Origin of the sequence: Pelagihabitans pacificus, from assembly GCF_009371985.2 — a bacterium.
GTDB classification, from domain to species: Bacteria; Bacteroidota; Bacteroidia; order Flavobacteriales; family Flavobacteriaceae; genus Pelagihabitans; species Pelagihabitans pacificus.
Genome location: NZ_VIKU02000003.1, coordinates 204,754 through 217,386 on the forward strand (window position 1 = coordinate 204,754; position 12,633 = coordinate 217,386).

The following is a 12,633-nucleotide window of genomic DNA, read 5'->3' on the forward strand; positions in this document are numbered from 1 at the left end:
ATATCATGAAAACAGTCAAATTGAATTCTTTTAAAGCGTTTTGCAAGCTATTGCTCATCGGCATCCTATCCTCCGGGTGTGCACAATCGAACCATAGCCCAAAAGATAAGGCAGCGATAGCGGCACCGAGTATGGATATCCATACGGCCGTTTTATCCGGTGACCTGGAGGTGGTAAAGCAGCACATCGCGGCAGGTACCGATATCAACGAAAAGGAGCCTTTCAATGCCTCGACGCCCTTGATCTCCGCGGCCGTCTTTGGAAAGACGGAAATCGTCAAAACACTCCTTGATGCGGGTGCCGACATGAGCTTGAAAAATAATGACGGTTCAACGGCCCTTCACACCGCCGCTTTTTTCTGCCGGGTCGAAATTGTACAGCTTTTGATAGACGCCGAGGCCGATAAGACCTTGGTAAATAATTATGGTGCTACCCCAAGGGAAATAGTAGTAGGGCCATTTAGCGAGGTGAAGCCTATCTACGAAATGCTTCAGCAGCAGCTGGCGCCCCTTGGTTTACAGCTCGATATGGATGAATTGGAAAAAACCCGTCCCACCATTGCGATGATGTTGCAGTAGGCAATCCAAAACGTATACACACATGAAATTTGAAAGAAGACACGATATCGATTGGTTGCGAGTCATCGCTATTGGCCTGTTGCTAGTGTATCACATCGCCATCATTTTCCAACCCTGGGCCATGTTCGTTGGCTTTATTAGGAGCGATGCTTTGATGGAAGATCTGTGGAAACCCATGACCCTGTTGAACGTCTGGCGAATTCCGCTACTGTTCTATGTATCGGGCATGGGGGTCTATTTTGCCATCCGCAAGCGCAACTGGCGGCAATTGTTGCTCGAGCGTTCGAAACGAATCCTCTTGCCTTTCGTTTTTGGGATTATTGCCATCGCTCCCTTGCATCTATTTATTTTTCAAGGGCACTACAAAATGCCCTTAAGCTACTATCCGCATGCGGGTCATTTGTGGTTCCTCGGCAATATTTTTGCCTACGTACTGTTGTTGTCACCCCTTTTTTTCTATCTGAAGAAAAAAGAAGGTGGTCGGTTCATGAGGATACTGAAATCATTCATGCGGCATCCATTGGGACCCTTATCGATTTCTGTCTTCTTTGTAATAGAGGTGTTGTTGGTGAAGCCACAACTATTTGAAATGTACGCGGAAACCTGGCATGGCTTTTTCCTTGGCTTTCTTGCCTTCTTTTTTGGTTTTCTGTTCGTGTACAGCGGAAAGGTTTTTTGGAAAACGATGTTGGGATGGCGATGGTTTTATAGTGGTTTGGCGGTCATTTTGTACACGGTACGACTACTGGTTCTCGATTTGAAATCCCCTGACTATCTGATGGCCCTAGAGTCGAACTGTTGGATATTCGCCCTTTTCGGCTTCGGTTACAAATACCTGAACCGACCCAGTGCTACCCTGAGCTATTTGAGTCAAGCGGCATACCCGGTATACATCATTCATATGTTCGTACTGTACGCCATGGCGGCGATAGTCTTGCCGTTGGAAATACCTGTTCTATCAAAATTTTTGGCTATTGTAACATTTACCGGAATCGTTTGCTGTCTACTCTATGAATTCATTATCCGAAGAATCGGTTTCCTACGCCCTTTCTTTGGGCTTAAGTGGCGCTACAAGCAAAATGTAAAAGTGCTTGAAAAATCCTCGTGAGCATGGCGACAACAAAAGGCCGTTTTGGAATGAAGCTAAAAGTGGTTTTTGCTGGCTTTGTTACCAGCAAGACATGCCTGGTATCGTAGCCTAAATTTTTTTATATTGTATTGACTAATTTTTAATCGTGGTACCTACGTACAAAATTCAACGCGAATGCTAACCAGTGTCATCGTTTCGGTCATTGCAGGTGCGATCTGTATTTTGTTGGCAGTGCTTTATAAAAAGAGTGCGGGCGTGAGCGTCGCTTTCGGTAGTATTGGAGTAGTACTGCTGATTTATGGTGGTTTTACCTATGGATCGATGTACCCTGTTGCCTATATTGAAACCTTCGATACCGGAAATAAGTTGCAAGTGCAATACCCGATTACAAAAGTACAGGTACTATCGCCTGTTGATGGGGATGTCGTGAAATGCCGTATTCTTAGCATGGGTGTTTATCCTGAAAGCCATACTAAAGACATTTGGGTGCTATTACGGCCCTCCGACGAGAAATACTATCCACAGTCAGATCACACCAATACGTCCTATAAAGAGGGAGGAAGATGGCAGGTAGTGACCCGATTTGGGGGCGACCAGGGGGAGTCGTATGATCTGTTTGTATATGAAGCCAACGTGGAAGCCTCCCGATTTTTTACCGAGACGATCGCCAAATGGAAAGCGGCGGATGACTATGTAGGCTTGGAAGTTGACGAATTGCCAACGGGAGCCGTTGAAATAGACCGAATCCAAGTGACCCTGGAGAACACGTGTCGGGGCATTCATTAATGCGAATACGGCTTCTTCAATCAAAATTGTTCGACCTATTTGATACAAATTGATTTCCTAACAGGCACTAGTATTTTTCGATGTGATGGTACGCTGCCAATTGCAACACGGAACACTTTTAAATCATGAAATGGCCTGTACTAGGCAGCTCACAGAGCATAGGCGGGTAGGAGAGGGGCGCTTACTTTATCCAGAGAGCCGGACGACACGAAGCTATAAAGATGATGTGTGTGTACGATAACGCTCCGTGGTGCGTTATACGATTATGTCCGAGTGGTACACTTGTAATACTTCCATTTGAAACCATCAGTTATGAGAAAAAAAATACACTTTCTTTTATTGCTATTCATTTTCGCTTCATGTTCTTCGGACAATGACCGGTCTGTAGTTTTGGAAGACGATGATTCTTCGATGATAACTGGTATGCAGTCCTTTAGCATTGACTTTACCGAAATAACGGCAAAGAACATATCAAACAAAACCCTTAAAGCCCTCGAACCGGCTTTCGCCCTGATAAGTATTGCCAATAAGGATGGGAGTACGGTACTTACCAGGGAAAAAATTGCGGTTCAAAAAATAGATGGAAAATTGATAACGGAGGCAATCACCCTAGCGGCAGGAACCTACAGTCTTACGGAGTTTATTATAACCGATGCAACGAATGTGGTTATATCATTGGTCCCGATGGGCAGCGCTACCTTGGCCCAACTCGTAGAAACCAGCCTACCATTTGATTTTAGGGTGGAGGCGGACAAAACCAATGTTTCTCCGACTGAAAACCTGGAAGCGGCAGGCCTCACCGCTGTCGATTTCGGATATGGACAATTGAACCTAGAATTTCCCGAGGCCACCGATTTCTTCAGTTTGTCTATTGACGAATCAACGCTTATCACTGGGAAAACCCTCGTTTTAAAGTCATTGACAGCCTCAGACTATGTAATCGATTGGGGAGATGGTACTATTGATGAATACACATCCACCGGTAGTGATGTTCCGGAAGAAAATGCGCTAACACATACCTATGCTGAAATGAACGCCTACATTGTAAATATAAGTGGTCCCTTGGAGGTTATAACGTATTTCAAATTCCAAAGCAATGATCAGGCAAACAGTTTTCAGAGCAACGTAGTTTCGGTCGACATCAAAAAATTGACATCATTAAGAGTATGTGAACTATATGCTGGAAAGCTTACCACATTGGACACCTCCCAAAACGTCGTCCTGGAAACGTTATCCTTGGGATATAACCAACTAACAAGTCTGGATCTTAACAATAATACTGCCTTAAAAACACTCTGGTTAAGATACAATCAGCTAACCGAACTTGATGTTTCCCGGAATGTCGATTTGGAGTTTTTATGGGTTACGGGAAATCAAATTTCAGGGCTGGATGTTTCCAATGCCTCCAAGTTGGAAAGCTTGTTGGCTAGGGAAAATCAATTGACCTTTTTGAATGTAGCCAACAACCCAGCACTAAGGATGCTGGACCTGAGTGATAATTTGTTGCCGAGCATCGATATTTCAAGCAACAGCAACCTGGAAGAGATCAACGTGGGCAGAAATGCACTTACGGCCATCGATTTATCGAATAATGGCAATCTCCAGCGTATCGACTTATATGGCAATCAAATCGCTGCCATCGATGTTTCGGCCAACTTGCTTTTGAGGGATTTGTACATCGACGGAAATTTACTGATGGCCATCGACCTATCCAATAACCCCGAAATGGAACGCTTGATCATTGGGAACAACGATTTGAGCGATTTGGACCTGAGCAACAATCCCAAAATATTGAACCTTGAAATAGGTGGCAATCAGTTCAGTGCTTTGCAGCTGGACCAAATTATCACCCACATCTATGATCAAGCAGTGTTGAATGCGATTATGGATGGTTACATGGATTTCCAAAACAATCCAGGAACCAATGACATTACTGGGAATACTACGACTAAAATAGAGGAATTGATAAGTACGTATAATTGGTCTTTCAATAATAACTAGCCCTTTGTAAATCGGCGCAAAATGAGATGGTGCTAAATTTATTGCTACCAGTCGATAACTTAGCGTAAACAAGAACAAAACCCACCTACTGTCGTATGTTTTGGAAATACTTGGCCTTTTGCCAGTCCCTTTGACCTACTGGACGATACCCTTGGTTTTTTGGATACGCCACCTGCTTTCTATAGTGCTCCCAATTGGGAACTTGGATATAAACAGCCGCTTGCAATGGGAGTACCGACCGCTGTCCTATGTGTATGTGGTCTTGACGGATAACTACAACGACCAATTAAACCAAACCAACTGGGGAGTGGCTGTAAAGGTGAACTATCGATTTGATTTTTAGAAGCACCCCTTTCATAGGCCATAGCGATGTTGATTTCTTGAATTTTAAAGTCCAACTGAAATACCTTGTAAACATGCCTTTTATTGAGCTTAGAGCGTATACGGTCGGGGGTAGGGCAACGTGAAACCGGCAAACCCCATAGTAGTGGTAGCTATGTGGAATGGTATCGAATAAATCAAAGGAGATCGGATGGTTGTTCTCCTGCGATACAATTAAAAGCGTTCTGTGTTACAAGTCGATTCCACGACCATCGATATCAAAAAGAAGGGCGAATCGTAATAAACTAGGGCATTCGGCGTTCTATCTAGACTAAAAGTTGGAATATGAGCCCTATAAAATCGTTTTTGTTCGTACTGTTGATTGTTCCTTTTGCGAGCTTTTCCCAGGTGGAAATGAAATGGAACAAGGATTTGCCCACCGAAATCCAATGGCAAGAAGTTACCTCCCTAGGAAACCTTATCGTAAGCTCCAGGGAAGAATTGATAGGTATCGATACCGAAACCGGGGATATCAGTTGGGGAAAGAGAGCCTTTGGCAATCTGGAACGGGCCGCCTTCGAAGAACTTCCCAAAAGTCCATTTTTTGCGGTGACCACGGATAATACCTTGCATTTAATCGACCAGTTTAGCGGTCAGGAGGTCTTTAATTCCCTGAATGCAGGCCTACGTGAAGTTGCAAGTTATCATTTCTTGTACGATTCGGATGCCATACTCGTTTCCGGAACGGACCATAACGGAGAACCTCTCATGGTTTCGGTAAAAATGTCGGATGCCACCGTATCCTGGTCGATGAGTGAGAAATTTGGCCGTATCGTGGCCGCCAACGAGCTGGACAATCAGGAATTGCTGATCGTTACCCTGTTCAACAACTATAAGCTCAATGCCACTACCGGAGCGATCATTTGGAAAAAAAGCAACTCCAAGGAAGCGGAGCAAATCGATAAAATGGGGAAGTTTGGCGCCTTGTTAAAACAGGCTGCCGAGAACATGTCCCAGGGCATGGACATTCAACTTCGTTACTACCAGCCGGCAGGCAGTACTATTTTCTACCTAGGGTCGCAAAAAGAACGACAATCGGGTATGACCTCGTCCGCTGGAAATACCATCAACTATACGAATCATTACAACGCCTATGATATCAACGATGGCAGTTTGGTATGGGACAAGGAACTACAGGTGAACGGGGCGCTCAGCCAGGTCTGTTTTTTGGAGGAAGGGATGTTGGTGTTGCCCGATGATGGCAATCGCACAAAAATAAACCTGTTCGATTATGAAACCCGGGAAGGTCTTTGGGGCAAAAAGGGCCGGGGCATTGCCATCAAAGGCGGTGTGTACGATTATTTGGATTCGGGTGACGGCATTTTGTTGGTATCGCGCACGGCCAATAAGGATTTTCTCAATTATCTGGACCCAAGGACAGGAACGATCACCTTCGAAAAGCCGGTAAAAATTGATGGGACGGTCGTGGGTATTGTACCACTTGCCAACGCCATCCTGTACATCACCACCGAATCGATGAACATCTTAGACCATCAAACCGGCACCTTGAAATGGAAAAAAAGCATTCGGACCCGTCCGAGCCTGACTGCGGAGCATCAAGGCAACATCTATGCCTTTGACCACAGCTCGGGACTTTTGAAAGTTGTGGAAAAGGTGACTGGGGAAGTACGTGATTTTTCACGATCGGAACTTCGCTTTGAAGGGAAAGAGTCCCCGACGAATCTGGAAGTTTTACCGGATGGAATTTTTGTGCATTCGGATCAGAACGTAGCCAAATTCGATTTTAACGGTGCGTTGGTCTATCATGAATACTATCCCGCTCCCAAGGAGGCGGGCTGGAAACGTGCCTTGTTGTATGCCTCCTCCATACGGGCGGCCTATATTGGTGCCAGCTCGTACTATGTTTCGGGTGCCTTGGCCGCAGCCGAAAACGACGTACGCCGGGAAGACCGGGTGGCAGGGGAACTGGTAGCCCAAATAGGTGATGCCTATGGCGAATTGGGCAATGCCGCTTCCAGTTATGCCGTGGCTGCATTCAAACAGGCGAATGCCCGACTCAAAGCCACAAAACAGGGGAGGGACTTTATGTTCATTATGTCCAAGCAGGAAAAAGACATTGTCTTGCTAAAGGTCGGTAAAGCATCGGGCAAGATAGAAGGTCAAATTAATCTTGGGAAAGACCGGGAACCCATCTATGCCGTAGACGATATTACCGGACAGGTGTACTACCGTACGGGAGACGCGGCCTTGACCTCGTATCAGGCGCGTTAACAATAGCTGCAAGACGCATTCTGCCCATTTGATCAGCTGACAAGGCTTCTTGACTTTTCAGCCTAGAAGTAGCGATAAGTGCCTTGTAGGGTAACAGACGCACCTTGGGTGTCATTTAAGCATCCCAAAGAAACGCGATCGGAATAGTCGTTCAGGTAAGCTTCAGGAAAATGATTCGACATCGACCAGCATTCCATTCGTCGTTCGCAAAGCTCCTTTCCATAACCTTTTGAACAAGGGGTACGAAACTCTTTCCAAATTCAGATGGGCATATGCAAACCTGATTTGGATCATTGGCACTTCGATAATTTTACGGTAGTTTCCAGTTTCCGCTAATCGGGATGTTTTGCCCATAATGCGACTAGATGAAATTGATGCTCACCACAGAAAGGATCCCCATTAAATTATGGTTGGACGACATTGAGCCGGATGCCTTGATACAGGCCAGGAACTTGGCCAACCTACCGTTCGCCTTTCGACATATACCTTTAATGCCCGATTGCCATCAAGGGTATGGAATGCCTATAGGGGCCATTTTGGCCACAAAGGAAGTGGTGGTTCCGAATGCGGTCGGGGTCGATATCGGTTGTGGGATGTGCGCAATGCGGACTTCGGTCCGGGACCTTGGTACGAGCGACTTGAAAAAAGTGCTGTCCGCTGCGAGAAAAACCATTCCCCTGGGGAATAAATCGCATCAGGAGGCACAGGACGAGGCATGTATGCCCAAAGGACATGAAACCCTGAATATCGTGGGTAGACAGTATACCAAGGCCTTGAAACAAATCGGTACCTTGGGCGGGGGCAACCATTTTATCGAAATCCAAAAAGGGTCCGACGGTTATGTTTGGCTTATGGTGCATTCCGGGAGTCGAAACTTGGGGTACCAGGTGGCCACTTGGTACAACGATATTGCGGTCGCATTGAACAAACGTTATTATTCCGTAGTATCAGCCGAAATTGATCTCGCCTTCTTACCACTGGATACGCAAGAGGCACAGGACTACATAAAGGAGATGAACTATGCAATCGCCTTCGCATTTGCCAATCGAAAACTTATGATGAAACGCATGTTCGAGGCATTGCAAAGCGTAACGGGGGCATCTAAACATGGCAAAATCATTAACAAGCCCCATAATTTTGCCGCCTGGGAAGACCATTTTGGCAAACGGGTACTAGTACATCGCAAAGGGGCCACCCGTGCCTTTGAAGACGAATTGGGAATGATTCCAGGCTCCCAAGGCAGCAACTCGTACATTGTTAGGGGCCTGGGCAATCCGGAAAGCTTTAAATCGTGCTCCCATGGGGCAGGGCGACGAATGGGTAGAAAACAGGCCCAACGGGAGCTAGACCTGGAAGCGGAAATCGCCATGCTCGACCAAAAAGGGGTCGTTCATGCCATTCGGCACCGGAGCGACCTGGATGAGGCCCCAAGTTCCTATAAAGACATCGATGTCGTTATGGAAAATCAAAAGGACCTGGTTGATATTGTAGTCGAATTGGCACCCATGGCAGTGCTCAAGGGAACCTAGTCCGGGGAAACGGGCTTCACTACACGTCACGGACTTTTGTCTTTTTACCATGTTCACGGCCAAATCGCCATTTCAATCGTAATTATAATAAAGGCATACGTTTTTATAGGTTCCTAATTCCCCACCTGAGATGACCGAGACCAAGACAATTGATATTCTTCTGATTGACGATCATGTGATGTTTGCAGACGGATTGCAGTCCATCCTAAAATCCAATGCGAACGTGGGAACCCTTACGAGTGCGGCCAGTGCCGAGGAAGGCTATGAGTTGCTGGCCCAACAACCCTTTTCGTTGGTCATTACCGATATTGGCCTGCCAGAAATGAACGGCATCGAATTGATCAAAAAAGTGAAGGCACGCAATAGGACCGTTCCTTTTTTGGTCCTGAGCATGCATATCGGGAGGGAGTTGGTCAAAGAAATTATGTATGCCGAAGCGGAAGGCTATTTGTTGAAAAAAGCCAGTAAGGCAGAGTTGCTAAACGCCGTCGATCGAATCGTTAATGGCGGTACCTATTACGGTAGTGAGATCTCCTCCATCATGATGGATCTGATCAACGATAAAAAACCCAATAAACTTAAGACAAAGGGAGAACTCACGGCCAGGGAGCGAGAAATTCTGCAGCTCATCTGTCGTGAACTATCGAGTAAACAAATTGCCAGCGAATTGAACATAGGGGTGTGTACCGTAGAGACCCATCGCAGGAGCATGTTTCAAAAAACAAATTCCAAGAGTGTCATTGGGCTAATTCGATATGCCGTAGAAAACAATCTGGCCATTTGGGAATAATACGGTCGTTACAATGGTATTCCCCTCCAAAACAATAGCGATGAAGTACCGTTATCCCACCTGGATTTGTCTGTTCGTCACCGCCCTTGCCTTTTCGCAGGTTTCCGATGACCGGCTGGCAACGCTAAAACAGACCGCCGATTCCCTATACGATTCCCAGGCCAGCTACCATCTATCCTTACAGGTGTTCCTGGAATTGGATTCCTTGTTAAGGGATGATCCGAGCTCGGATTTGGCTTTGTATACCAAATCCCGGATCGCCAAAAACTACAATGCCATTGATAATACCGACAAGGCGATAGCCTACAGTAAAGACAATCTGTTGCGTTCAGAGCAAGCAGCCAATGCGTATTACCAGACGGATGCCCTCTTAAACCTGGTCGTGAGCTATACGCTAAAACGCGAGTTTGATACCGCGATGGACTATTATGAACAAAGCCAGCAATTGATGCGTCGGCATTATTCCGATTCATTGAATATGGATGCAAAGAATGCCTTGGCCTTTCTGAACATCGTCAATGGGGATACGGACCAAGCCATCGTCAATTATCAAAAGGCCTTGGAACTTGCCACAAAACTAAAGGCGCATCGCCTAAAGAACAAAATAGCGGCGAACCTGAGCTATTGCTATATGAACAAGGAGCAATATGACCAAGCGATCGCCATTGGCAAAAGGGCATTGGCAGAAAGTAGCATCAATAATTTTAGTCCCAAATACATCATCCCCAGCAATATCGGATCAAGCTATCAACTTTTAAAGCAATACGATTCTGCCCTTTACTATTTTGAAATGTCGCATCGGCTGGCTTCCGATTCGGGAGTAAAACTTCACATCGCCACCGCGGATTACGATATCGGTTCCTTCTATTTTGACCAAGGGATGCCGGAGAAGGCCATTCCTTATTTTATGCAGAGCTATGCACTTTCCGACAGTATCGAAAGTTATCCGGCCATCGCCAGGGCCAGTAGAAGCCTATCCCATGCTTATGAGCAACAGGGTGATTACCGGAATTCCCTACGTTTTTTGAAAAAACATCAGATTATTGAGGATACCCTTGCGGAACGATCCAAGCAAAAGAAACTCGAAGAATTCCAAACCAAGTATGCGACCAAGGAAAAGGAGGAACAAATATTGATTTTGGATAAGGAAAACGCCCAAAAAGCGGCCATTATCCAACAAAAGGAATACCAGAGAACCCTCTTATGGACCATCTTCACCAGCATCGTACTCCTGCTAGGGTTCGGAATGTGGGGCTGGCACCGCATGAACAAGAAAAAGTTATTATCCAAACAGGAAAACCTACGCTATAAAAGTATTATCGAAACCGAGCAAAAAGAACGCAAACGAATCGCCCAGGATCTGCACGATAGCCTGGGACAAACGATATCCGCGATCAGAATGCAGGCGGCATCGCTAACCCTACCTGAGGACCAGGAACCGGCACACGGGAAACTGATCAAACAAGTAGATCATGCCTATGATGAACTACGGAATATTTCCCACAATATTATGCCCGATACGCTTATCAAACTGGGCTTGGTCCCTGCGATTCGGGAATTGGTGACCGAACTGACCGTAGACAATATGCTGAAGATCGAATTGCAGGCCGAAGAACCCGTGCAGCATTTAAGTGAGGATGAGAGCGTGAATTTATTCAGAATCGTTCAGGAAATTTTATCGAATACGATAAAGCACGCCCAGGCGACCTTGGTCAATGTGATTTTGGAAAACAACAATAAACACTTTGCCCTGCGTATTTCGGACAACGGAAAAGGGATGGACCCCAATACAATAGATGTGTCCAAAGGGTTGGGATGGAAGAACATCGTGTCACGGGCGACACTGATTTCGGCTAAAATGGATGTGAAATCACAACCCGATCACGGCACCACCATTTCCATTCTGCTTTAAAACGGCTCATGGTTTACCATGAGGCCTATTCCCGGTAAACCATGATACGGGCTTGTACGCAATTTCAATACATTTAAAATATGAAACATAGCAATCAGGATTAGAAATGGCGGAAACCGAAAAGCCAATCCCATTTTAGAGTAGGTTCACATCAAATATACGCTTATGAAAACAATTCAATTGAGATTATGTTGCCTCACCATGCTCGCCATTTTGGCAAGCGTGGCCTCAAGCAGTGCCAAAGTGCATGAAGAGCAATCTTATGGCGACTCCCAACCCGTAATTTCCATCGTGGAAACCGTAGACAAGCTCCATCGGAATACCCCGGTCATTGTTGAGCTCAACAGCTTTGCCTTGCCCATAGCCAATACATCTTGTTATGCGCGAAAACGAGTATGGGTGTGGTCTGGATGGTTTCCAAAACGGGTATGGAAATGGGTACGTGTAGCTTGTTCCCAACCGGCGACCCGTGGTCCCGGTACCACCATTCCGCCACACTAGGACAAAGGTCCTGGATAGATCGCAACGTTTTTAGGGCTACCAAGACCCGCGTTTGGTAAAAACCGTGTCCATAAGGTATGCGAAATGGATAATAAAAAGGGTATCTCGTTGGGAGATACCCTTTTTTGTGGGTGTATCGGCTCCTATGGCCATCAGGTACAAAAACTAAAATAGCATACCAGCGAACATAGCGCATAGGCCGTCCCCGCAGTCGAGGTGGCGCATGCTGCCACACAGACCGTGTATTTGGCGATGTTCCTCCAATTTCTCCATCCGCTACATTTCCCCTTACCGGTACCGTCAAGCGCGTATCCCATGGTCACAAAGGGATCCTCATACACTTGGCCATCATCGACACGGCTTTCCAAGTCCGGATATCTGTTGTTAATGGTTTGTGCCAAGGTCCTGATGCGATGGTTTCGCTCCAGCATGGCATTGACATCCAAATTTAGGGCTTGTGCAATCTGTGCCTCGTCATTGGCCTCGTACATACTTCGGAACGCATCAATACTGATATTTTGCTTCTTTAACGCAGCTAAAATTTCATCGGCGTTCTCCTCGGCCAATCGCATCATCTCAAGTGCGTCTTGGTCGTTTTCCAAAGCTGTTTCCAAGCTGTTGTCGGTGGAAATAGGTTCTTCTGTCCTTTCTTTTTGACAGGAAGTAACGAACAAAAGCACCATACCGATGGCCGCTAGCCCGTTCCTAACGAATTTAAATTTCAAAGTCTTCATAATCTGTGGTTTAAAAATGTATACCTACTCTGTTTTGTTACGGCTTTTCGGTTTCTGCCGTTAAGAATCGATTCATAAGACAAACTTATGGTCTAATTG

Annotated in this window: 11 protein-coding genes; 10 read left to right on the forward strand and 1 reads right to left on the reverse strand. The window is 45.9% G+C overall.

Annotated features, from left to right (window positions below; genetic code table 11):
* The first annotated feature begins 5 nt into the window (after positions 1-5).
* The 10 genes from FK220_RS11470 to FK220_RS11515 all read left to right on the forward strand — a co-directional run bounded on the left by FK220_RS11470 (position 6) and on the right by FK220_RS11515 (position 11,800).
* Complete coding sequence (locus tag FK220_RS11470; protein ID WP_152574469.1) at positions 6-578, forward strand: ankyrin repeat domain-containing protein; 573 nt, start codon at positions 6-8, stop codon at positions 576-578.
* Between the two features lie 22 nt (positions 579-600).
* Entirely contained in the window at positions 601-1,686 is a 1,086-nt protein-coding gene (locus tag FK220_RS11475) for an acyltransferase family protein (protein ID WP_152574470.1), read from the forward strand.
* A gap of 156 nt (positions 1,687-1,842) precedes the next feature.
* Positions 1,843-2,454 carry a hypothetical protein gene (locus FK220_RS11480; RefSeq protein WP_152574471.1) on the forward strand — a complete coding sequence of 204 codons (612 nt, stop codon included), beginning with the start codon at positions 1,843-1,845 and terminating at the stop codon, positions 2,452-2,454.
* Positions 2,455-2,766: 312 nt separating this feature from the next.
* Entirely contained in the window at positions 2,767-4,455 is a 1,689-nt protein-coding gene (locus FK220_RS11485; protein ID WP_152574472.1) for a leucine-rich repeat domain-containing protein, read from the forward strand.
* A 118-nt stretch (positions 4,456-4,573) separates the two neighbouring features.
* Complete coding sequence (locus FK220_RS11490) at positions 4,574-4,798, forward strand: hypothetical protein (RefSeq protein ID WP_152574473.1); 225 nt, start codon at positions 4,574-4,576, stop codon at positions 4,796-4,798.
* 323 nt (positions 4,799-5,121) lie between these two features.
* On the forward strand, positions 5,122-7,068 hold the full coding sequence (locus FK220_RS11495) for a PQQ-binding-like beta-propeller repeat protein (RefSeq protein WP_152574474.1): 1,947 nt from the start codon (positions 5,122-5,124) through the stop codon (positions 7,066-7,068).
* A 374-nt stretch (positions 7,069-7,442) separates the two neighbouring features.
* Positions 7,443-8,597 carry an RtcB family protein gene (locus FK220_RS11500; RefSeq protein WP_238718994.1) on the forward strand — a complete coding sequence of 385 codons (1,155 nt, stop codon included), beginning with the start codon at positions 7,443-7,445 and terminating at the stop codon, positions 8,595-8,597.
* Positions 8,598-8,727: 130 nt separating this feature from the next.
* A complete protein-coding gene (locus FK220_RS11505) occupies positions 8,728-9,387 on the forward strand; it encodes a response regulator transcription factor (RefSeq protein ID WP_152574476.1) in 660 nt (219 codons plus the stop codon).
* Between the two features lie 40 nt (positions 9,388-9,427).
* Positions 9,428-11,299: a sensor histidine kinase gene (locus FK220_RS11510; RefSeq protein WP_166204890.1), complete on the forward strand. Its 1,872-nt coding sequence runs from the start codon at positions 9,428-9,430 to the stop codon at positions 11,297-11,299.
* 165 nt (positions 11,300-11,464) lie between these two features.
* Complete coding sequence (locus FK220_RS11515) at positions 11,465-11,800, forward strand: hypothetical protein (RefSeq protein WP_152574478.1); 336 nt, start codon at positions 11,465-11,467, stop codon at positions 11,798-11,800.
* A gap of 152 nt (positions 11,801-11,952) precedes the next feature.
* Here FK220_RS11515 and FK220_RS11520 read toward each other — a convergent pair whose 3' ends face one another.
* Positions 11,953-12,534, reverse strand: coding sequence for a hypothetical protein (locus FK220_RS11520; RefSeq protein WP_152574479.1), 582 nt, complete (start codon positions 12,532-12,534; stop codon positions 11,953-11,955).
* Positions 12,535-12,633 lie beyond the last annotated feature (99 nt).